A 21694-nucleotide genomic window follows, 5' to 3' on the forward strand; every position below is an offset into this window, starting at 1 on the left:
CAACCGGACGGTAATAACGGCTGGGTTGCGTCGGGTTGACTCAAGTCAACTTGACGATTGGCCAACGCGTGGCACTATTGAGTCAAGTTCACTCAACTTGTGGTGGGGCCCGCTGCGGGCGGTGCTCGCCAGCAGCCCACGGGCGACGCCCGTCACCTGCACAACCTTACGAAGCGAGGAAGCGAAGATGGCACGTGCGGTCGGTATCGACCTCGGCACGACGAACTCCTGCGTCAGCGTTCTCGAGGGCGGTGAGCCCACCGTCATCGCCAACGCTGAGGGGTCGCGGACGACTCCTTCGATCGTCGCGTTCGCCCGCAACGGCGAGGTGCTCGTCGGTGAGGTCGCCAAGCGCCAGGCAGTGACCAACCCGGACCGGACGATCCGGTCGGTCAAGCGCGAGGTCGGCACGAACTGGTCCGTCGACATCGACGGCAAGAAGTACACCCCGCAGGAGATCTCGGCCCGGACGCTGATGAAGCTCAAGCGGGACGCCGAGGCGTACCTGGGCGAGCAGATCACCGACGCGGTGATCACCGTTCCGGCCTACTTCAACGACAGCCAGCGCCAGGCCACCAAGGAGGCCGGTGAGATCGCCGGCTTCAACGTGCTGCGGATCGTCAACGAGCCGACCGCGGCCGCCCTGGCGTACGGGCTGGACAAGGGCTCCAAGGAGCAGACCGTCCTGGTCTTCGACCTCGGCGGCGGCACCTTCGACGTGTCGCTGCTGGAGTTGGCCGAGGGCGTCGTCGAGGTCAAGTCGACGAGCGGTGACAACCAGCTCGGTGGCGACGACTGGGACCAGCGGATCATCGACCACCTGGTCAAGACGTTCCGCGGTGAGCACGGCATCGACCTGGCTCAGGACAAGATGGCCCTCCAGCGGCTCCGCGAGGCAGCCGAGAAGGCCAAGATCGAGCTGTCCGCCGCCACCACCACCAACATCAACCTGCCGTACATCACCGCCGGCGCGGCCGGCCCGCTGCACCTCGACGTGACGCTCAGCCGCGCCGAGTTCCAGCGGATGACGCAGGACCTGCTGGACCGGTGCAAGGGCCCGTTCGAGCAGGCCGTGAAGGACGCCGGGATCAAGATCTCCGACGTCGAGCACGTCATCCTGGTCGGCGGTTCGACCCGGATGCCCGCCGTGACGGACCTGGTCAAGCAGCTCACCGGTCGTGACCCCAACAAGGGCGTCAACCCGGACGAGGTGGTCGCCGTCGGCGCCGCCCTCCAGGCCGGTGTGCTCAAGGGTGAGGTCAAGGACGTCCTGCTGCTCGATGTGACCCCGCTCAGCCTGGGCATCGAGACCAAGGGCGGCATCTTCACCAAGCTGATCGAGCGCAACACCACCATCCCGACCAAGCGTTCCGAGGTCTTCACCACGGCGGACGACAACCAGCCGTCGGTGCTGATCCAGGTGTTCCAGGGTGAGCGGGAGATCGCGGCCTACAACAAGAAGCTCGGCACCTTCGAGCTGACCGGCCTCCCGCCGGCGCCGCGCGGCGTGCCGCAGATCGAGGTCGCCTTCGACATCGACGCCAACGGCATCGTCAACGTGCACGCCAAGGACCTGGGCACCGGCAAGGAACAGAAGATGACGATCACCGGCGGCTCCTCGCTGCCGAAGGACGACATCGAGCGGATGCGCCGGGACGCCGAGGAGCACGCGGAGGAGGACAAGCGCCGCCGCGACGACGCCGAGACCCGTAACGTGGCCGAGGCGCTCCAGTGGCAGACCGAGAAGTTCCTCGCCGAGAGCGGCGACAAGCTGCCCAGCGAGAACCGCGAGCAGCTCAACGAGGCGCTCGGCGAGCTGCGTGGCGCCCTCGGCGGTCAGGACATCGAGAAGATCAAGTCCGCGCACGAGAAGCTGGCGCAGGTCTCCCAGCAGGCCGGCTCGCTGCTCTACTCGCAGCAGGCCGAGCAGGGTCAGCAGCCGGGTGGCGAGCCCGGCCCCGGTGCGACCGGCGCGACCGGTGCGACCGGCCCGCAGGCCGGCGGCGCCGACGACGTGGTCGACGCGGAAATCGTGGACGAGGACGGCAAGAAGTGACCGTCGGCCTCCGACACGTTTCCACCGCAAAGGGGATGAGGTAGCCGTATGACGCAGAAGCCACGAGCCGCCGACCCGGACGACACCGGGTCGACGCCGGGTGGCTCCGCGACCACGGAGCCGACCACCGGCGACGGCGAGCGGGTCGTCATCCGCAACAACCGCAAGCTCGTCGACACCGCCGAGCCGGAGGGGACCGCCGCCGACGCGGAGACTGGCGTGCCGGCCGAGGGTCTGGTCGAGGACGCCGAGGTGGTGGTCGACGAGATCGAGGTCGAGGTCAACTCCACCGACGGGCCGGAGCCGTCCGGTCCGCCGGTGGTGGACGCCCCGGCGCAGCCGGTGGACGGCGGCGGCGCGGGCACCTCGCTCGGCGCCGAACTGGAGGCGCTCCGGGCCGAGCTCGACGAGCGGACCAGGGACCTGCAGCGGGTGTCGGCGGAGTACGCCAACTACCGCAAGCGGGTCGACCGTGACCGCAGCCTCGTGCAGGAGCAGGCGACCGGCTCGGTGCTGGCCGCGCTGCTGCCGATCCTGGACGACCTGGACCGGGCCCGGGAACACGGCGACCTGGTCGGGCCGTTCGGCACGGTGGCGGAACAGCTCACCACCGCGCTGGGCAAGTTCGGCCTGAACGCCTTCGGCGAGCAGGGTGACCCGTTCGACCCGACCCGGCACGAGGCGGTCGCGCACCAGACCTCGGCCGACGTCAGCGAGCCGACCTGCGTACAGGTCATGCGACGCGGCTACCAGCTCGGTGAGCGGTTGCTGCGCCCCGCGCTGGTCGCGGTCGCGGATCCGGAATAGTGCCAGACAGTGACCGGGTCGTCCCGCCCACCGCGCAGCGGTGGGCGGGACGGCCGGGCCACCAGGGTCGGAAGGAGGTGGACCGGTGAGTTCGAAGGACTGGATCGAGAAGGACTTCTACGCCGTGCTCGGCGTGGACAAGGCCGCCTCCGCGGATGACATCAAGAAGGCGTACCGCAAGGTGGCCCGGGAGTCGCACCCGGACCACAACCCGGGCGACCCGAAGGCCGAGGAGCGGTTCAAGGCCGCGTCCGAGGCGTACAACGTGCTGTCGGACAGCGGTCGCCGTCGCGAGTACGACGAGATGCGTTCGCTCTTCGGCTCGGGCGCGTTCCGGCGCAACGCCCGGGGTGGAGGCCAGCCGGGTGGCATGCCGTTCGACGTCTCCGACATGTTCGGCGGCGGCGGAGGCGGCGATCGCCGCTTCGGAGGCGCCGGCTTCCAGGACCTGTTCAGCTCGATCTTCAGCGGTGGGCAGGCTGGTGGGCAGGCCGCGCCACGCGGTCCGGCCCGTGGTCGGGACGTGGAGACCGAGGTGGCACTGGACTTCGGCGACGCGGTGCGTGGGGTGACGCTGCCCCTGACGCTGCGCGCGCCGGGAGTCTGTGACACCTGCCATGGCAACGGGGCCAAGCCCGGCACCCAGCCGCGTACCTGCCCGGTCTGTCACGGTGCCGGCGTGACCACCCGCAACCAGGGGTCGTTCAGCTTCTCCGAGCCGTGCCGCAACTGCCAGGGCGTCGGCACAGTGGTCGAGGAGAAGTGCCCGGAGTGCCACGGCAGCGGCGGTGTCACCAAGACCCGCACCATGAACGTGCGCTTCCCGGCCGGCGTGGCCGACGGGCAACGCATCCGGTTGGCCGGGCGCGGCGAGCCGGGCGAGCGCGGTGGCCCAGCCGGTGACCTCTTCGTGCACGTCAAGGTTCGGCCGGACGAGCTGTTCGGGCGTACCGGAGACGACCTGACGCTGACCGTGCCGGTCACCTTCGCGGAGGCCGTGCTCGGCACGGACCTCCGGGTGCCCACGCTCGACGGCGCGGTGACCCTGCGGGTGCCGCCGGGGACGCCGAGCGGGCGGGTGCTGCGGGCCCGGGGCAAGGGTGTGGTCCGCCGCGACGGGCAGGCCGGTGACCTGCTGGTCACGCTGGACGTGGTGGTGCCGGCCCGGTTGTCGGACGAGGCGCGTACGGCGCTGGAGGCATTCGCCGAGCAGACCCCGCCGGCGGCCCGGGAACATCTCGACGCACGGGTGCGTCGGGTCGGTTAGTCCTGTGGAATGGACGCGGAGGTGAGCGGGATGTCGGGCGAGTTCCTCGGTTCGGGCGACCCTGCCTACGAGGCCAAGGTGTTGATGATCTCGGTAGCGGCGCGGATGGCGGGCATGCACCCGCAGACCCTGCGCCAGTACGACCGGCTGGGGCTGGTGCAGCCCGGCCGGGCAGCTGGTGGCGGGCGCCGCTACAGCGTCCGCGACGTGGTGCTGCTGCGCGAGGTGCAGCGGCTCAGCCAGGACGACGGAATCAACTTGGCCGGCGTCAAGCGGATCATCGGGCTGGAGCGGCTGCTGGAGCAGGCGCAGCAGCGGGTGGCCCGGTTGGAGGCGGAGCTGGACGCCGCGTACCGCCGGGTGGCCGAGCTGGAATCGTTGGCCCGCTTCCCGGGCCGGGATCTGGTGCCGACCAACCGCACGTCCACCGCCCTGGTGGTGTGGCGTCCCCGCCGCACGCCTGATCGCTGACCTACCGCTCACCCGGATCTGTCTTCTCGGCCCGGATCGCGCTGGATTCCCGGCGCGGTCCGGGCCGCTTCGGTTAGCCTGTCGATATGGGTCCAATCGGCTTAATCTGGACCTACCGGCATGGCGAGGGGGAGCGATGGCGGAGCCGGCGAAGAAGGTGGCCCAGCAGACGGAAGACCGGTTGGAGGACCTGGCCGAAACCGTCCGCAAGAAGTTCGACAAGGTGACCGAGGGGACCTACCGGGACCGGATCATCGCCGGCCGGTTCGCCGAAGACGGCGACCACGCAGGCGAACGGGGCCGAGCCGAGACGGAATGCAAGCAGGACTGACCGGTGACCGACGTGCGGGCCGGGACCCACGGGGGGTCCCGGCCCGTTCGCCGCGCGGCGATCTTGCACTTAGCGATGGCGAGATGGGTAGCTTCGCGGAATAGGTCGGGACAGAAAGTGCAAGATCGACGCAATGAACGGGTCGATCCAGTTCAGCCGAGGCGGCGGTTTTCGCGGACCAGGCCGCCCTCGCACCAGTCCCGGTAGACGAAGAGCTCGGGTCGGGCCAGCAGCACCCGGCCGTTGTGCGCCCAGATCCTCATCAGGTCGTCGCCGTCCCGCTCGGCCTGTTCGACGAGCTTGCGGAAGCGGCGCTTGGGGTGGGCGCGGAAGTTCGTCCGGATGCCGTCGGCCGCGTAGATGTAGAGGCAGTGCAGCGCGAAACGTCGGGCCGGGCAGGTGGGATCCATTGCTAACTCGAAGAGCGTCAACACCAGTCGGTCGCCGGAGACCAGCAGGTCCCAGTCGGGTGGCATCGAGGCCAACGGCACCGAATCGGGCTTGTACGCCCAAGCTCGCAACTCCGCCGGAGTCGGATCGACGGGGTTGGCGAAGCCGTGGAACGTCGACTCCTGCACGCTCACCGGCCAACCTTCCGCTCTCGCCCGCGTCTGGCAACGCTGCCTGCGGACCGTGGCTGCTGGGGCGAAACGTTAACCCGCCGCCGGGTGCTGCGGTAGTCCCCGTCGGGAGCAATTCCGCAACCGTTGGCATTGGCGCTTCCACTGCATCGACGGGGCCGCCGATGATGCCCCTATGACGATCCATGTTCGACGGTTCCGCCGGGGCGCCGAGGCCCAGTTCGTCTCGGGACTGGAGTGGCTTTTCGCCCCTCCCGGCAGCCCTCCCGCGGATTGGGACCGCGATCGCGCCGTCGAGCGGACCGCGCAATTGCTGACCCACGAAGACGTCGCACTCTTCGAGGCGCGATCGGATGGGGACCAGTTGGTCGGCGTGGCCAGCGTCTACCTGGACATCCTCTCGGTGCGCTTCGGCCGTCGGGCTTCGATCGAGGATCTCGCCGTGCACCCCGACTGGCGCTCCCGGGGTGTCGGCTCGAACCTCCTGGTGGCCGCCAGGGCGTGGGCGCACGAACAGGGCGCCGACTACGTCTTCCTGGAGTCCGGTCTGGCCCGAACCGAGGCGCACCGCTTCTACCTTCGCGAGGGCGCGACCCACGCAGCCGCAGCGTTCAGGTGGACGTCAGTGAAGTGAGTCGGCGACCGGGATCCGCTCCTGCCGCTGGGCCGCCGCGCGGTTGCGCAGCCACCGCTTGAACCACGGGAAGTCGGGCAGTCGGGCCAGGATCGGCCCGGTCACCACGGTGATCAGGACGTACGTCGCGGCCAGCGCAGCCAACCGCGGCTCGACACTCCCGGCGGCCACCGCGAGCCCGGCGATGACGATGGAGAACTCACCTCGGGGTACGAGTGCCAGGCCGGCCCGCCATCGACCGGGTTCCGCGATGCCGACCCGGCGGGCGGCGAGGTAACCGGTGAGCGTCTTCGTCGCCATGGTGACCACTGCCAACGCGAGCGCCGGCAGCAGCACCGGCGGAATGTCCCGTGGGTCGGTGACCAGACCGAAGAAGACGAAGAACACCGCTGCGAACAGGTCCCGCAGTGGCGAGAGCAGTTCGGTCGCGTGGTGCGCCACCGGGCCGGAGAGCGCGATGCCGACCAGGAACGCGCCGACCGCCGCCGACACCTGGAGCTTCGCCGCGAGCCCGGCGATCAGCAGGGTCAGACCGAGTACGCCGAGCAGCAGCGCCTCCGGGTCCTTCGCCGACAGGGCAGAGGAGATGAGGTGGCCGTACCGGATGGCGACCACCAGCACGAGCAGCACCGTGCCCACCGCGACGGCGAGTGCGATGCCGCCACCGAGCAGGCCGGTGCCGGCCAGCACGGCGGTGACCAGCGGCAGGTACAGCGCCATCGCCAGGTCCTCGATCACGAGGACCGAGAGGATCACCGGGGTTTCCCGGTTACCGAGTCGTCCCAGGTCGGCGAGGACCTTGGCGATCACGCCGGAGGAGGAGACCCAGGTGATGCCGCCGAGTACCAGGGCGGCGACCCAGTCCCAGCCGAGCAGCAGCGCGAAGGCCGCGCCGGGCAGCGCGTTGAACACGCCGTCGATCAGCCCTGCCGGGGCCGCCGACCGGAGGTTGCCGACCAGTTCGTTTGCCGAGTACTCCAGGCCGAGCATCACCAGCAGCAGGATGACGCCGATCTCCGCGCCCACCGCGAAGAACTCCTCGCTGGCGGCGAGCGGAAGTAACCCGCCGTGCCCGAAGGCCAGCCCGGCGAGCAGGTAGAGAGGGATGGGTGACAGGCCTACCCGGCGGCTGAGCCGACCGAGGACGCCAAGCAGTAGCAGCAGCGCGCCGACTTCGACGAGCAGAGTTGTGGAATCGTGCATCCGCCTCAGCCGTCCGGGTCACTGTCGGCGAGGATGGCGGACACGCCGTCGAGACCTCTACGGGTCCCGACAACGACCACCACGTCGCCGGCCGCGAAGCGGAAGGAGGGGAGTGGCGAAACGATCACTTCGCCTTCGCGCAGCACTGCCACGATGGAGGCGCTGGTGCGGGTACGCGCCTTGGTGTCGCCGAGCTTGCGATTCACGTACGGCGAACCGGCCGTGATGGCGATCTGCTCGGTGAGCAGACCGGCGGCCTGCTCGCGGAGCCCGGAGAGTTGACCGAGCATCAGCGACGCGCCGAGGATGTCGGCCAGGGCCTCGGCCTCGTCGTCGGTCAGCGGAATGTCCGACTGGCAGGCGTCGGGGTCGTCGGGATCGTAGAGAACGAGATCACGGCGGCCGTTGCGGTGGGACACGACGCCCAGGCGGCGTCCGGACTCCGTCACCAGATCGTGACGTACCCCGATCCCGGGTAAGGCGGTCTGCTCGACACGTACTCGCACTCTGCAAGGCTACCGCTTCGTAAACAAAGCGCAGATCTTGGACAGGCAGGGCCCTTCGGACCGACCCCGACGCACCTCAGCGCCTTGATCCACTCGGATTCAGTGAAGTCGGGGTATCCGGCGTGGCGGGACACCCCGACTTTCTGAAAGTCGAGTGGATCAAGCGGTTGGGGCCCGCCCCGGTCGAGCGGAGCGGGCCCGGATCAATCGCACCGGAACGCCGAGGTCAGCGGAGGCTGGCGAAGAACTCGCGGATGTCGGTGACCAGAACGTCGGTGGCCTGGTGGGCCGCGTAGTGGCCGCCGACGTCGCCCCGGCCCTCGACGTCGGCCTCGTACGCCGTCCACCGGACGATGTTCGCGTGGTCCCGTTCGGCGAAGCGGCGGATGGACTGGAAGTCGCCGGGGAACATGGCCAGCGCGGTCGGAGCGGTGGTCGGCGCGGTTGGCGGCTCGCCGGCGTGCGCGTCCTCCCAGTAGAGCCGGATCGCCGAGGCGGCCGTGCCGGTGAACCAGTAGAGCGCCACGTTGGCCAGGACGAAGTCGGCGTCCAGGCCCTCGTCGAAGAGTTGGGCGTTCCAGGCGAGCAGCCCCACCGGCGAGTCGGCCAGTGCGAACGCCAGGGTCTGCGGCTGCTGGCTGTGCACCTGGTTGAAGGAGAACTTGTTCTCGTAGAACCACTGGAGGTGCCCGAGCGCCGCCTGGTCGGCCTCGGAGAGCCCGGCGAACTCGGCCGGGTCGCCCGAGGGGAACGAGAAGAGCTGGGTGACGTGTACGCCGAGCACCCGCTCCGGAGCGATCCGGCCCAGCTCCGGCGCAATCATCGAGCCGGCGTCGTTGCCGACAGCGCCGTAGCTGTCGTACCCCAGGCGGTTCATCAGCTCGGCCCAGGCGCGAGCGGTGCGGAACCGGTTCCAGCCGGCGTTGCGGGTCGGGCCGGAGAAGCCGTAGCCGGGCAGCGACGGGATGACCAGGTGGAAGGCCGGCGCGTCCGGGTCGGTCGGCTCGGTGAGCGGGGCGATCACGTCGAGGTACTCCAGCACCGAGCCGGGCCAGCCGTGGGTGAGCACCAGCGCTGTGGCGTCCGGCCGGGAGGACCGGACGTGCAGGAAGTGGATCCGCTCGCCGTCGATCTCGGTGACGAACTGGGGGTGAGCGTTCAGGCGGGCCTCGACGGCACGCCAGTCGAACTCGCCCCGCCAATGGTCGACGAGGGCGCGCACCCGGTCTGTGCTCATCCCGTACGAGTCGCCGGCGCCGGGCAGGTCGGCGGGCCAGACGGTGCGGCCGAGCCGGTCGGCCAGGTCGTCGAGGGCGGTCTGCGGGATCTCGACGCGGAACGGACGGATCGCGGTGTCGCTCATGGCGGGACTCCTTCGGAACGGAATGTTTCGTTCTGCAATCACCATAGCAGAGCGGAACGATCCGTTCCACTGCTAGGCTGAGGGCATGTCAACGACTTCCGGCAAGACGCTGGGCGGTCGCCGCGCCCAGGCCGCCCGCAACGACGAGGTGATCCTCGAAGCCGCCCGCGCCGTCTTCCTCGACGACCCGAAGGCCCCGATCGCCGCCGTCGCCGAGCGCGCCGGCGTCGGAATCAGCGCGCTCTACCGGCGGTACGCGGGCAAGGAGGACCTGCTGCGTCAGCTCTGCCACGACGGGCTGCGCCGGTACGTGGCGGAGGCCGAGGCCGCCCTCGCCGAGCCGGACGACTGGGCCGCATTCACCGGCTTCTTGAGCCGGGTGGTCGACGCCGACGTGCACTCGCTCACCGTCCACCTGGCCGGCACCTTCACCCCGACCGAGGAGATGGGTCGGGACGCGGTGCGCGCTGGAGAGTTGGCCTCAGCTCTGGTCGACCGAGCCCACGCCAGCGGTCGGCTGCGCCCCGACGCGGTCGTCCACGATCTGGGGTTGTTGTTGGAGGCGTGCGCCGCGGTTCGCGTACCCGATCCGGAGCGGACCCGCCAACTGCGCCGCAGGCAGCTCGCGGTCCTGCTGGCCGGCCTGTCGTCGGTGCCGGGCACGGACCCGCTGCCCGGCCCGCCCCCGGCGGCCGGTGAGTTCGACTGGCGGTGGCGGCGCCGGGAGTGATGGGCGTCACGCGCTAAGGTTGAGCGGAATACGCTCAACTCTGGTTGTGTCCAACCCAGTGGACAACGCCGATCCGGGGGAGCCCATGAACACCGAAAGACTCACCACCAAGAGCCGCGAAACCATCACGGGCGCTGTTGCGCTGGCCAACCAGCGTGGTCACGCCACCGTGGAGCCCTGGCACCTGCTCCTGTCACTCCTGGACACCGACGGCTCGACCGCCACCGGTCTGCTGCGCGCCGTCGGGGCCGACCCGACCGAGCTGCGCCAGGCCACCCAGCGTGCTGTCGACAACCTGCCGGCCGCACGTGGTTCCAGCATCGCCGAGCCGACGTTGGCTCGGGAGTTCGTCAACGCCATCGGCGCCGCCGAGCAGATCGCCCGGCCGTTGGGCGACGAATACACCTCCACCGAGCACCTGCTCGCCGGCCTGGCCCGGGTGGGCGGCGCGGTGTCCGGCGCGCTGAAGACCGCCGGTGCCACCGAGGAAGCCCTGGTCGCCGCCTTCCCGACCGTTCGCGGTGGGGACCGCCGAGTCACCACCGCCGACCCGGAGCAGACCTACCAGGCCCTCACCAAGTACGGCGTGGACCTGACCGCCAGCGCCCGGGACGGCAAGATCGACCCGGTCATCGGCCGGGACTCCGAGATCCGTCGGGTCATCCAGGTGCTCTCCCGGCGTACCAAGAACAACCCGGTACTGATCGGCGAGCCCGGCGTCGGCAAGACCGCGATCGTCGAGGGCCTGGCCCAGCGGATCGTCACCGGCGACGTACCCGAGTCGCTGCGGGACAAGAAGCTGATCTCGCTGGACCTCGGCGCGATGGTTGCCGGCGCGCAGTACCGAGGCCAGTTCGAGGAGCGGCTGAAGTCCGTCCTTGAGGAGATCAAGAACTCCAACGGGCAGGTCATCACGTTCCTCGACGAGCTGCACACGGTCGTCGGCGCCGGCAAGGGCGAAGGCTCGATGGACGCCGGCAACATGCTCAAGCCGATGCTGGCCCGTGGTGAACTGCGGATGGTGGGCGCCACCACGCTGGACGAGTACCGCGAGCACATCGAGAAGGACCCGGCGCTGGAGCGTCGTTTCCAGCCGGTGCTGGTCGGTGAGCCGACCATCGAGGACACCATCGGCATCCTGCGCGGGCTCAAGGAGCGCTACGAGGTGCACCACGGCGTACGGATCACCGACGCCGCGCTGGTCGCCGCCGCGACGCTGTCCGACCGCTACATCACCGACCGGTTCCTGCCGGACAAGGCGATCGACCTGGTCGACGAGTCGGCGTCCCGGCTCCGGATGGAGATCGACTCCCGTCCGGTCGAGGTGGACGAGATCGAGCGGGCGGTCCGCCGGTTGGAGATCGAGGAGATGGCGCTGGCCAAGGAGCCGGACGCCGCCTCGGCCGAGCGGTTGGAGCGGCTCCGCAAGGAGCTGGCCGACAAGCGCGAGCAGCTCACAGTGCTCTCCGAGCGCTGGCAGACGGAGAAGAGCCACATCACCAAGCTCTCGACCGCCAAGGAGGAGCTGGAACGCCTCGGCGGTGAGGCCGAGCGGGCCGAGCGGGACGGCGAGCTGGAACGCGCCGCCGAGCTGCGCTACGGCCGGATCCCCGCCCTGAAGGTCGAGCTGAAGCAGGCCGAGGAGGAGCTGGCCCAGCTCCAGGCCGACGGCGCGATGCTCAAGGAGGAGGTCGGCGCGGACGACATCGCCGCGGTGGTCGCCTCCTGGACCGGCATTCCCGCCGGCCGTCTGCTGGAGGGTGAGACGGCCAAGCTGCTGCGGATGGAGGAGTCGCTGGGCGGCCGGGTGGTCGGCCAGGCCGAAGCGGTCGGCGCCGTCTCCGACGCGGTACGCCGTGCCCGGGCCGGCATCGCCGACCCGGATCGCCCGACGGGCAGCTTCCTCTTCCTCGGCCCCACCGGCGTCGGCAAGACCGAGCTGGCCAAGGCCCTCGCCGAGTTCCTCTTCGACGACGAGCGGGCCATGGTCCGCATCGACATGAGCGAGTACGGCGAGAAGCACTCGGTCGCCCGGCTGGTCGGTGCGCCGCCCGGCTACGTCGGCTACAACGAGGGCGGTCAGCTCACCGAGGCGGTGCGCCGCCGGCCGTACTCGGTGGTGCTCTTGGACGAGGTGGAGAAGGCCCACCCGGACGTCTTCGACGTGCTGCTCCAGGTGCTCGACGACGGCCGGCTCACCGACGGCCAGGGCCGCACCGTGGACTTCCGGAACGCCATCCTGATCCTCACGTCCAACCTCGGGTCGTCGGTGATCAGCGACCTGACGCTCGCCGACGAGCAGCGCCGGGAGGGTGTGCTGGCGGTGGTCCGGTCGCACTTCAAGCCGGAGTTCCTCAACCGGCTGGACGACATCGTGGTCTTCGCCTCACTACGCGGGGACGACCTGCGCTCCATCGTCGACATCCAGCTGAACCGGATGCGAAACCGTCTTGCGGACCGCCGACTGGCACTGGACATCACCGAGTCCGCCCGGCAATGGCTGGCCGAGCACGGCTACGACCCGATCTACGGCGCCCGCCCGCTCCGTCGCCTGGTCCAGACCGCAATCGGAGACCAACTGGCCAGGGCACTGCTCTCCGGGACGATCCGAGACGGTGACACCGTCACTGTCGACCTGGCCGACGCGAAGGAAGGGTTGGCCGTCACCGCCGCCTGATCCGTCGCACCCGGGCCGATCCCGCCTCGCAGGCGGGGTCGGCCCGACGCGTTCTCCCCCCAACGGCGGCCCACCGGGACGCTCCGTAGCTGCCGTATCACCAGACAATGATGAATTTCCCCAGGTGCGCGGGGTTGTTACCGTTCCCGCCGACGCACTTGGGGAGGTGGTCGGCATGAACGGTCCCGTGGCGTACCTGGTGACGACGCTGGGGTGTCTGATCGGAGTCGCCGGGGTCGTGGTGGCGGTGGTGGCGCTGCGCAAGGGCCGCAAGGCCGCCCGGCCGGCGCCACCCGCGGACCCGTTCCGGGACACCGACAGCGACGCGCTCCGCGGCGACCCGCGCACGCTCAAGCCCGGCGACATCGTCGAGATCCGCCGGGTGTCGTACGCGGTCCGGGGCTCGGTGCACCTGAACGAGGGCGGCTGGAGCTGGGCCGAGCACCTGTTGGACACCGTCGAGGGCGACAAGCGCTGGCTCTCGGTGGAGGAGGACCCGGACCTGGAGCTGGTGCTCTGGACCGCCGAGCCGGCCGCCACGATCACCCCCGGTGCGTCCACCGTCGACTTCGCCGGCCGCCACTACGCCTTGGAGGAGTCCGGTCAGGCACGCTTCACGGCCACCGGCAGCACCGGCCTCGACCCCAGTGGCACCCTTCGATACCACGACTACCGGGCCCAGGGTGGCGAACGGCTTTCCTTCGAGGCGTACGGCCAGGCCGGCTGGGAGGTCGCCCGGGGCGAGCAGTTGCACCGTGCCGACGTGATGGTGTACCCGCAGGCCGGGCCGGAGGCCAGCTGACGTGTTGGTGAGCCTCCACACCCCATACGTCGACACCTGCGCCGCCGACCTGAGCCTGGCGCTCGGTGGCCCGGAGCGGCCCGCGCTGCACGTCCGCGATCTCACGCTGCCCGGGGACGTCCGGCTACGGCTGCGCCTGCTCGGGGCGTCCCACCAGGTCGTGCTGGCCGAACCCGGCGGTGCGGCCGGACTCACCGAGACGGTCGCCTGCCTGCCTGGTCGGCCGCCGCACCTGCCCGGCGCCCTGCACGACGAGGCGGGCGGCTACCGCTTCACCGCCAATGTGCTGCGCCCCGCCGACGGTGAGTTGCACACCCGGATCGCCGGGCTCCGCGCCGACCTGGCCGACGACCCCTACGCCCTGGTCGGAGTCTTTCCCGGTGACCCGGACGCGGTCACCGCGCTGGCCGTGCGCACCGACCTGCCGCACCTGTCGGTCGGCTGGCGTACCTGGCACGCGTACCCCCAGACCAATGAGCTGGTCCTGACCGAGACGGTGGTGGCACTGCGATGACGTACCGACGCTGGTTCGTGGTGGGCGCGGCGGCGGCCGTGGTCGGCGTGCTGGTGGCGGCCTTCGCGCTCGTCAACGGCACCTTCTCCCCGCGCGGCTACGTGCAGGACAGGTACTCGCGAGCGGCCAGCCGGGACATCGGCCGGCAAGCGACCGCGTACACCTCGTCCAAGTCACCGACCAGTGTCGCCAAGGAACTGACCGACGCGTGGAAGCCGTCCGACCGGTACGCCGACGGCAGCGGGGTCTACCTGCGCTACGACGACGACTCGGTGGTGATCCTGCCGATCGCCGCCGGCTCGGTGATCCTGCTCGAAGACATGGACACCGCTCACCCCCGCTACCACTCGACCGTCGGGTCGTACTGGGGCTGGGGACGCGGCAGCAGCGTTCGGGGCGGCGGCCCCGGCACCGGCAAGTAGCCCGACGCCCGACCCCTTCACCTGGAGCCCTCCGTGCAGAACCTCGTCACCGATCTGCTGGCCACCCTCGCCTTCGGCGCGGTCGGCGTCGTCCTCATGGGCATCGGCTACGGGCTGGTCGACCTGACCACTCCTGGCAAGCTCCACGAACTGATCTGGACCGAGCGCAACCGCAACGCGGCGCTGCTGCTCGCGTCCAACCTGCTCGGCGTCGGCACGATCGTGGTCGCGGCGATCGTCGCCAGCGACGACGACCTCGCCCTGGGGCTGGTCGGCGCGGCGGCGTACGGGATCGTCGGCCTGGTCATCATGGCCGCCGCGTTCCTGCTGCTCGACGCGGTGACCCCGGGTCGGCTCGGCGAGCTGCTGGTCGACCCGGAGCCGCACCCCGCCGTGTGGGTGTCGGCCGTGGTGCACCTGTCCACCGGCGCGATCATCGCCGCCGCGATCCTCTGATGACCGGGGGACCGCGACCGGGTGTTGCCGGCCGGCCGTACCCGGGGCAGCCATGAGCACCGCGGCGCCGCTGGTGGTCGACGGCGGCACCGAGGCCCGGCCGCACTGGCGGCTGGCCCGCGCGGCGGTGTTGGTGGCGGTCTTCGTCTGCGCCGCCTGCGGGCTGGTCTACGAGCTGGCCCTCGTCGCGCTCGGCAGCTACCTGATCGGCGACACCGTCGGGCAGGCGTCGATCGTGCTCGGCGTGATGGTCTTCGCGATGGGGGTCGGCGCGCTGGTCGCGAAACCGTTGCAGCCCCGGGCCGCCGCTGCGTTCGCGGTGATCGAACTGACCCTGGCCCTGCTCGGTGGTCTGTCCGTACTCGGCCTCTACGCCGCCTTCGCCTGGCTCGACCTGTACGGCCCGGCGCTGGTCGGCACCGCCTTCGTGCTGGGCCTGCTGATCGGCGCGGAGATTCCGCTGCTGATGGTGATGCTGCAGCGCATCCGCGAGCAGTCCGCCGGCAGTGCGGTGGCCGACCTGTTCGCCGCCGACTACGTCGGCGCACTGCTCGGCGGGCTCGCCTTCCCGTTCCTGTTGATCCCCGTCTTCGGCCAGCTCAAGGGTGCCCTGGTGGTCGGCGCCGTGAACGCGGTGGCCGGTCTCGCCCTGGTCTGCACGGTGTTCCGGAGAGAGCTGAGCCGCCGGGCCCGGCTCGTCCTCGGCGCCGGCTCCGTCGTGGTCGCGCTCTGCCTGGGGTACGCCTGGGTGACCGCCGCCGACTTCGAGGTGACCGCCCGGCAGCAGCTCTACCGGGACCCAGTGGTGTACGCCGAACGCTCCCGTTACCAGGAGATCGTGCTGACCCGGTCGGTGCGGGAGGTCGGCCACGCCGACACCGACCTGCGGTTGTTCCTCAACGGTGATCTCCAGTTCAGCTCGGTCGACGAGTACCGCTACCACGAGGCGCTGGTGCATCCGGCGATGCGCGGCCCGCGCGGCGACGTACTGGTTCTCGGTGCCGGCGACGGCCTCGCCGTCCGGGAGATCCTGCGGTACCCGGACGTTCGCCGGGTGACAGTGGTCGACCTCGACCCGGCGGTGGTGGCGCTGGCCAGCAGCGTGCCGCAGCTGCGGGCGCTCAACGGCGGCTCGCTCGACGACCCCCGCGTACGGGTGCTGAACACTGACGCGTTCGGCTGGCTGCGTACCGCCGCCGAGCGCTTCGACGTGGTGGTCGCCGACCTGCCCGACCCGGACGAGACGGCCACCGCCAAGCTCTACACAGTCGAGTTCTACGCGCTGATCAGGTCGGTGCTCGCCGAGCAGGGACGGCTGGTGGTGCAGTCCGGCTCGCCGTACTTCGCGCCCCGCTCATACTGGTCGATCGATGCGTCGGTGCGGGAAGCCGGCTTCGCCACAGTGCCGTACCACGTCGACGTGCCGTCCTTCGGCGACTGGGGTTTCCTGCTCGCCACGGCGGGAACCGTCCCGCCGGTGCTGGAACTGCCGGCCGACGCCCCCCGGCTGCGTTTCCTCGACCCGGGCGTGCTGCGGGCGGCGGCGGCCTTTCCCGCCGACCGCGCCCGCCTGAACATGCCCCCCAGCACCATCCTCCAACCGAGGGTCCTCGACTACGCCCGCACAGAGTGGCGCGGCTACTGACCCCCACCATCTGGCGCCTGAACGAGGCGGTTGTGTCAGGAGAGTGTCCGCTCATGGCGCAAACCTCTTGATTAACGGGGTGGAGTGGGGGCGGACGGGGAAAGGGTGGAGGCATGTTTGGGATGCGCAAGGCTTGGGAGCGCGAATTGGGCGCCGCCGTCGACGAGTTGGTGGCAGCTGACACGCTCGCCTTTGGTGGGGTGGGGATCGCGGGCACGCTGTTGCCGGTGACGGAGGCGTACGAGCGGGTCTCGGCCGCTCTCGACGACCACCCCGAGGAGGTACGCCGCCAACTCGACCGGGTGCTGGCCGACGGCACGCCCGCCGGCCGGGCGTACGCGGCCACGCTGCTGGAGCGCGTCGACCCGGAGGCGGCCCGGGCGGCCTGGACGTCGCTGCGGGACGATCCCAGCGAGTTCACCACCTTCGTCGGCTGCGTGATGGACCGGGAAACCCTTGGCACGTACGCCAGCCGGCGGCTCGCCGCAGCATGATCCATTCGCCGGTCGGTGCTGCCCGATTGGTTCTGCCGGTCGCCGACGCCGCGCCGTACGTTGCGAGCCATGAGCCCGCCCGCCACCGCGCCGCGTCCGCCCCGCCCGGCCACCGTGACCATCGCCTTCTGGCTGCAACTGGCAGTGGTGCTGGTGCTGCTCGGCCTGGCCGCGCTGACGGTGGCCCAGGCGGTGCACTTCGACGGCCAGATCGACCGCGCGGTTCGACTGGTGCCGGACGCCGACCCGGACGAGGTGACAGGCGAGCGGCAGGGCAACGTCGCGATGGCGGTGATCTTCGGCGTACCGGCGGTGCTGCTCGCAGTCTGGCTGGCGGTCACCGCTGCCCCGGTCCGGCGGGGCGGCAACGTCGCGCGGATCCTGGTCTTCGTGGCCAGTGGCGCACAGCTGCTGGTCTGCGTCGCGCAGTGCTGTTCCGGAGGGTTTCTCGTGCCGCTGCTGGCCATGCCGGAGATCGCGGCGGAGCCGCCACCGGATTGGGACGAAGAGTGGGAGACCTCGACGTTCCTCGACACGCTCTACGCCGGCACCGATCCCTGGGACGACCTGTTCTTCCCCGTGGCGGCGCTGGGTGTGCTCACCGTCCTGGCCCTCTCCGCAACAATGGTCCTGCTGCTGGCGCTGCCGCCGGCGAACCGCTGGTTCGTGCCGCGTACAGCGAACGAGGCCCTGCCCGGCCCGGCCTGGGTGATGCCCGTTCCCACCTACGCCCCGACCGGTTACGGATACCCGACAGCTCCACTCGTGCCGGGCTTCCTGCCGCCGAACCAGCCGCTCCCACCCGGCTACCTGATCTGCCCCGACCCGGCCGCGCACCTGACACCGGGCGCGTCGGGCACCTCACCAGGGCCGACCGGACCGCCGGCGGCGCCTCCGGAGGACGCACCCGACCACAGTCGCTAGCTGAGCTGTCGGCCACAGCGCGCGCCTTCCTGGTGCCGAGGGTTGTTACCGTCTGCGCCGACGTACCTGGGGAGGTGGTCGGGTGGACGCGCTGGTGACGAGCCTGGTGGCGGCTGGTGCCGCACTCGCGGTGGCCGTGATCGTCGTGCGGGCCCGCCGGCGGGCGACGAGTCGGGCCGCCGGCCAGCCGGCGGAGTCGCCGCGCGGCGGCCCGCTCCGCCTGACCCCGGGCGACCGCGTGCGCATTCGCGAGCGGGAGTACGCGGTGAGCGCCACCATCCGCCTGGTCGAGGGCGACTGGAGCTGGGTGCAGCACCTCCTCGACGACGACTCCGGCACCCGTCACCGGCTCTCCGTGGAGGACGGCCCCGAACTCGAGCTGGTGCTCTGGACCGCCGAACCGGGCGCCACCGTCACCCCGGGCGCCCCGACCATCGAACTCGGCGGGCGGCGCTACACCTGGGCCGAGACCGGGCAGGCGCGTTACACAGCCATCGGTGAGACCGAGCTGCCGTCGACCGGGACGATGCGCTACCACGACTACCAGTCCGGTGGCGCCGCGCGGCTCTCCTTCGAGGCGTACGGCGAAGAGGGCTGGAGGGTGGCCCGCGGTGAGCTGCTCGACCCCGCCGACCTGACGATCCGCCCCAACGCCTGAGTTTCGCTCAGCCGGACCTGGCGGGCGCGCCGGGCTCGTCACGGCATGCCGAACTGGCCGGTTGTCGATACGGTGTGGGCGCGATCTTAGGGAAGGAGAATCGTGGTCGATTCCCAGAGCACGCCGGCCCGCCAGCGGCCATCCATTGTGTCGATTTCCAGTTACCTGCTCTTCCTGTTCCTGGCGCTCCAGGTGATCAGTCTGATCATCACGCTCAGCACCTTCGGCAAGACGCGGGACGCGCTCCGTGCGGCGTACGAGGGCAGCGCCACCGACGGTGACCAGGTGGCCGACGTCTTCGCCGTCATCGGCATCGGCGGCAGCATCGTCCTGTTGCTGCTCGCGGTCGTGCTGGGCGTGCTGGCCCTCTTCAACAACCAGGGCCGCAACGGCGCCCGGATCACCACCTGGATCGTCGGCGGCATCATGGTCTGCTGCGTCGGCGGTGGCCTGCTCAGCAACGCGGCCGGCGGTTTCAACACCGGTGGCGGGAATACCGCCAACGGGCCGAGCCCCGAGGAGATCCAGCGTCGCCTGGAGGAGGCCCTGCCCTCCTGGGTCACCCCGGTCAGCCTCCTGCTCGGCGTGCTCAGCCTGATCGCGCTGATCACGGCGCTGGTCCTGCTGGCACTGCCGAAGGCGAACCCGTTCTTCCGCAAGCAGGCCGCGGCCTGGGAGCCGCCGACCCCGGGCGCCAGCTACCCGGGTCCGCAGTCGCCCGGTCAGCCGGGCTACCCGCAGGCATCCGGTGAGCCGGGTTATCCGTCGAGTGGGGAGCCGAGCTACCCGCCGCCACCGGCCGCGAACCGGCCGGACGACACGCCGCCCACGGACCGGCCCGGATCGACCCCGCCGCCGACCAACTGACGGCTCGATAAGTACGACGCCGACGATCCCTCCGAGTAGGTTGCAACCCGACGCCTACCGGAGGGATTCGTCGTGTCGTACCCGGAATCGGCGCCGGCCCGCCGGCCCGCAGCCGTCGTGTCGGCCGCGACAGTGCTGTTGGTGATGGCGGTCGTCGCGCTCGCGTACGCCGTGGTCGACCTTGTGGTGCTGGGTGGGACGGTCGACGCGTTCCGCTCCGCCGCCCGCGACACCTCGGCGAGCCCCGAGCAGATCAACGACGTGGTGACCCTGCTCCGCGCGTCCGCCGTGCTGTCGGCGGTGGTGGCGGCGCTCTCCGCGCCGCTGCTCGCTGGCCTCGCCCTCGGGCTGCTGGCCGGCCGCAACGGCGTCCGGGTGGCGACCTGGGTGGTCAGCGGGCTCGGCCTGTTCGGCGGCTGTTGCAGCGTGGCGGTGGTCGTCGGAGAACGGGCCGCGCCACTGCAACTGGGCTCCGGCGAGCAGTCCCTCGCCGAGTTGCTGGGCCTGATCGGCGACGCGTACCCGTCCTGGTGGATCCCGCTCAACGCCGGGCTTTCCGTCGCCCAGGGGCTCGGTTACCTTGTAGTAGCTACGCTGCTGGCGCTGCCGGCGGCGAACAGCTGGTTCGCCCGTCGCCCCCCGACGCCAACCGCACCGCCCAGCTTCACGCCCGCCCCGCACCAGCCCCTGTCGGCGCCGCCCGCGCCCCCGTACCCGCCCAGGTGAGGACCGCCCCGTGACGCTCGATCCCACGACTGCCGAGCGCCGAGCCCTGATCACCGGGGCCACCGCCGGCATCGGCGCGGCGTTCACCCGGCGGCTGGCCGCCGACGGCTGGCACCTGGTGCTCGTCGCCCGCGACGCGGCGCGGCTGACCGAGTTGGCCACCGAGCTGGGTTCCGCGCACGGGCGCGAGGTGGAGACGATTCCGGCGGATCTGTCCACCGACGACGGCTGCGCCACCGTGGAACAGCGGCTCGCCGACGGCAGCCCCGTTCACCTGCTGGTCAACAATGCGGGGATCAGCCTGAACAAACCGTTCCTGCGCTCCACGGCAGAGGACGAGGCACGACTGTTGCGGCTCAACGTGCACGCGGTCATGCGGTTGACCCTGGCGGCGCTCCGACCGATGACTGAACGGCGAAATGGGGCAGTGATAAATGTCTCTTCGGTCGCGGGTTTCGGCACGGCGATGCCCGGATCGACGTACTCCGCCAGCAAGGCGTGGGTCACCAACTTCAGTGAGTCCGTCGGCCAGTCGGCGCGGCCGTTCGGCGTTCGAGTGATGGCCCTCTGCCCCGGCTACACCCGTACCGAATTCCACCAGCGAGCCGGCATCAACATGTCCAAGACGCCGGAGTGGCTCTGGCTGCGGGCCGAGGATGTGGTGGACGAAGCCCTGCGTGACCTGCGGAAAGGCAAGATGGTCAGCATCCCGGCGTGGAAGTACAAGGTGGTCGTCGCCGGCATGCGGCACGCGCCGCGACGGCTGCTCCAGGCGGTAGCGCGGGACACCCGCGGCCGGATCGGCCGCGACGAGCGCTGAGCTGCCACCAGCCCGTCGACCCGAGCGAGTAGCCGGACGACGTTGGCGCGCCGCTGTCGGGCCAGTCGCTGAGCGTAGTCGAACATCGCCAGTCATCGGTTCCTCCCGGGGCTGGTCAGGGTGGACCCCACACACGGCGTTCAGAGTTGCGCAGTAACCTCTATCGCCATGGGGGACCACGACGACCTGCGTAAATTCATTACCGACCTGGCTGTGGTCCACGGACGGGTAGTGCTCTCGTCGGGGCGCGAGGCAGACTGGTACGTGGATCTGCGCCGCGTCACGCTCCATCACCAGGCCGCTCCTCTGGTCGGCCGGGTGATGCTCGACCTCACCGCGGACTGGGAGTTCGACGCCGTCGGGGGCCTCACCCTGGGAGCGGATCCCGTCGCGCTCTCGATGCTGCACGCCGCCGCTCCGACCGGCCGGTCCCTGGACGCCTTTGTGGTGCGCAAGGCGGGCAAGGCCCACGGTCTTCAGCGGCGGATCGAGGGACCGGAGGTGGCCGGCCGCCGAGTGTTGGCGGTGGAGGACACCTCCACGACGGGCGGAAGTGTTTTGACTGCTGTCGAGGCGCTTCGCGAGGCCGGGGCGGAAGTCGTGGGCGTGGTGGTTATTGTTGATCGAGGCGCCGGCGACGCGGTGCGAGCCGCCGGATTGCCGTACCGGGCGGCCTATACGTTGGCTGACCTCGGCCTTGTGGCGTAAAAGTCTGCCGATTCGGATCTGCTGATATGCAG

24 protein-coding genes are annotated in these 21694 nt (G+C 70.6%); 20 read left to right on the plus strand and 4 right to left on the minus strand.

Annotated elements, in window-relative coordinates; translation table 11 throughout:
- The first annotated feature begins 187 nt into the window (after window positions 1–187).
- From dnaK to IW249_RS09965, 5 genes are all read left to right on the plus strand, one after another.
- Window positions 188–2056 (plus strand): molecular chaperone DnaK, encoded by a 1869-nt coding sequence (dnaK, locus tag IW249_RS09945; RefSeq protein ID WP_196920469.1) that lies wholly within the window; start codon window positions 188–190, stop codon window positions 2054–2056.
- Window positions 2057–2104: 48 nt separating this feature from the next.
- Window positions 2105–2863, plus strand: coding sequence for a nucleotide exchange factor GrpE (gene grpE, locus IW249_RS09950; RefSeq protein WP_196920470.1), 759 nt, complete (start codon window positions 2105–2107; stop codon window positions 2861–2863).
- An 85-nt stretch (window positions 2864–2948) separates the two neighbouring features.
- A complete protein-coding gene (dnaJ, locus tag IW249_RS09955; protein ID WP_196920471.1) occupies window positions 2949–4130 on the plus strand; it encodes a molecular chaperone DnaJ in 1182 nt (393 codons plus the stop codon).
- 30 nt (window positions 4131–4160) lie between these two features.
- Window positions 4161–4601, plus strand: a complete 441-nt coding sequence (locus tag IW249_RS09960) for a heat shock protein transcriptional repressor HspR (protein WP_030332087.1) — start codon at window positions 4161–4163, stop codon at window positions 4599–4601.
- A 136-nt stretch (window positions 4602–4737) separates the two neighbouring features.
- Window positions 4738–4932 (plus strand): hypothetical protein, encoded by a 195-nt coding sequence (locus IW249_RS09965; protein ID WP_196920472.1) that lies wholly within the window; start codon window positions 4738–4740, stop codon window positions 4930–4932.
- A gap of 152 nt (window positions 4933–5084) precedes the next feature.
- Here IW249_RS09965 and IW249_RS09970 read toward each other — a convergent pair whose 3' ends face one another.
- Entirely contained in the window at window positions 5085–5516 is a 432-nt protein-coding gene (locus IW249_RS09970) for a hypothetical protein (protein WP_196920473.1), read from the minus strand.
- Between the two features lie 172 nt (window positions 5517–5688).
- Here IW249_RS09970 and IW249_RS09975 point away from each other — a divergent pair, with 172 nt between their 5' ends.
- Entirely contained in the window at window positions 5689–6147 is a 459-nt protein-coding gene (locus IW249_RS09975; RefSeq protein ID WP_196920474.1) for a GNAT family N-acetyltransferase, read from the plus strand.
- On the opposite strand, the gene IW249_RS09980 is transcribed toward IW249_RS09975, so the two are convergent.
- The 3 genes from IW249_RS09980 to IW249_RS09990 form a co-directional block, all read right to left on the minus strand.
- Entirely contained in the window at window positions 6136–7350 is a 1215-nt protein-coding gene (locus IW249_RS09980; RefSeq protein ID WP_196920475.1) for a cation:proton antiporter, read from the minus strand. The two genes, IW249_RS09975 and IW249_RS09980, sit on opposite strands and share 12 nt — an antisense overlap.
- Window positions 7351–7355: 5 nt before the next feature.
- The gene (locus IW249_RS09985; protein WP_030332098.1) at window positions 7356–7856 is read right to left on the minus strand and encodes a cation:proton antiporter regulatory subunit; all 501 of its coding nucleotides are present in this window, start codon (window positions 7854–7856) and stop codon (window positions 7356–7358) included.
- A gap of 226 nt (window positions 7857–8082) precedes the next feature.
- Window positions 8083–9219 (minus strand): epoxide hydrolase family protein, encoded by a 1137-nt coding sequence (locus tag IW249_RS09990; RefSeq protein WP_196920476.1) that lies wholly within the window; start codon window positions 9217–9219, stop codon window positions 8083–8085.
- Window positions 9220–9304: 85 nt separating this feature from the next.
- Between IW249_RS09990 and IW249_RS09995 the strand changes: the two genes are divergently transcribed.
- The 14 genes from IW249_RS09995 (at window position 9305) to pyrE (ending at window position 21662) form a co-directional block, all read left to right on the plus strand.
- Window positions 9305–9949: a TetR/AcrR family transcriptional regulator gene (locus tag IW249_RS09995; protein ID WP_196920477.1), complete on the plus strand. Its 645-nt coding sequence runs from the start codon at window positions 9305–9307 to the stop codon at window positions 9947–9949.
- A gap of 85 nt (window positions 9950–10034) precedes the next feature.
- Window positions 10035–12626 (plus strand): ATP-dependent chaperone ClpB, encoded by a 2592-nt coding sequence (clpB, locus tag IW249_RS10000; RefSeq protein ID WP_196920478.1) that lies wholly within the window; start codon window positions 10035–10037, stop codon window positions 12624–12626.
- Between the two features lie 175 nt (window positions 12627–12801).
- Entirely contained in the window at window positions 12802–13428 is a 627-nt protein-coding gene (locus IW249_RS10005; protein WP_196920479.1) for a DUF4178 domain-containing protein, read from the plus strand.
- Between the two features lies 1 nt (window position 13429).
- Complete coding sequence (locus tag IW249_RS10010; protein WP_196920480.1) at window positions 13430–13942, plus strand: DUF2617 family protein; 513 nt, start codon at window positions 13430–13432, stop codon at window positions 13940–13942.
- Entirely contained in the window at window positions 13939–14364 is a 426-nt protein-coding gene (locus IW249_RS10015) for a DUF4247 domain-containing protein (protein ID WP_196920481.1), read from the plus strand. The genes IW249_RS10010 and IW249_RS10015 overlap by 4 nt, the downstream gene beginning before the upstream one ends.
- A gap of 33 nt (window positions 14365–14397) precedes the next feature.
- Window positions 14398–14820 (plus strand): DUF350 domain-containing protein, encoded by a 423-nt coding sequence (locus IW249_RS10020; RefSeq protein WP_196920482.1) that lies wholly within the window; start codon window positions 14398–14400, stop codon window positions 14818–14820.
- A 52-nt stretch (window positions 14821–14872) separates the two neighbouring features.
- Entirely contained in the window at window positions 14873–16465 is a 1593-nt protein-coding gene (locus tag IW249_RS10025; protein WP_196920483.1) for a polyamine aminopropyltransferase, read from the plus strand.
- A 113-nt stretch (window positions 16466–16578) separates the two neighbouring features.
- Window positions 16579–16959 (plus strand): hypothetical protein, encoded by a 381-nt coding sequence (locus IW249_RS10030; RefSeq protein WP_196920484.1) that lies wholly within the window; start codon window positions 16579–16581, stop codon window positions 16957–16959.
- Window positions 16960–17028: 69 nt separating this feature from the next.
- Window positions 17029–17883, plus strand: a complete 855-nt coding sequence (locus tag IW249_RS10035; protein ID WP_196920485.1) for a hypothetical protein — start codon at window positions 17029–17031, stop codon at window positions 17881–17883.
- Window positions 17884–17965: 82 nt separating this feature from the next.
- Window positions 17966–18541, plus strand: coding sequence for a DUF4178 domain-containing protein (locus IW249_RS10040; RefSeq protein ID WP_196920486.1), 576 nt, complete (start codon window positions 17966–17968; stop codon window positions 18539–18541).
- A gap of 102 nt (window positions 18542–18643) precedes the next feature.
- Complete coding sequence (locus IW249_RS10045) at window positions 18644–19408, plus strand: hypothetical protein (RefSeq protein WP_196920487.1); 765 nt, start codon at window positions 18644–18646, stop codon at window positions 19406–19408.
- 72 nt (window positions 19409–19480) lie between these two features.
- The gene (locus tag IW249_RS10050) at window positions 19481–20134 is read left to right on the plus strand and encodes a hypothetical protein (protein ID WP_196920488.1); all 654 of its coding nucleotides are present in this window, start codon (window positions 19481–19483) and stop codon (window positions 20132–20134) included.
- Window positions 20135–20144: 10 nt separating this feature from the next.
- Complete coding sequence (locus IW249_RS10055) at window positions 20145–20954, plus strand: SDR family NAD(P)-dependent oxidoreductase (RefSeq protein ID WP_196920489.1); 810 nt, start codon at window positions 20145–20147, stop codon at window positions 20952–20954.
- 168 nt (window positions 20955–21122) lie between these two features.
- On the plus strand, window positions 21123–21662 hold the full coding sequence (pyrE, locus tag IW249_RS10060) for an orotate phosphoribosyltransferase (protein ID WP_196920490.1): 540 nt from the start codon (window positions 21123–21125) through the stop codon (window positions 21660–21662).
- Window positions 21663–21694 lie beyond the last annotated feature (32 nt).

The organism is Micromonospora vinacea, assembly GCF_015751785.1.
Taxonomy (GTDB): Bacteria; Actinomycetota; Actinomycetes; order Mycobacteriales; family Micromonosporaceae; genus Micromonospora; species Micromonospora vinacea.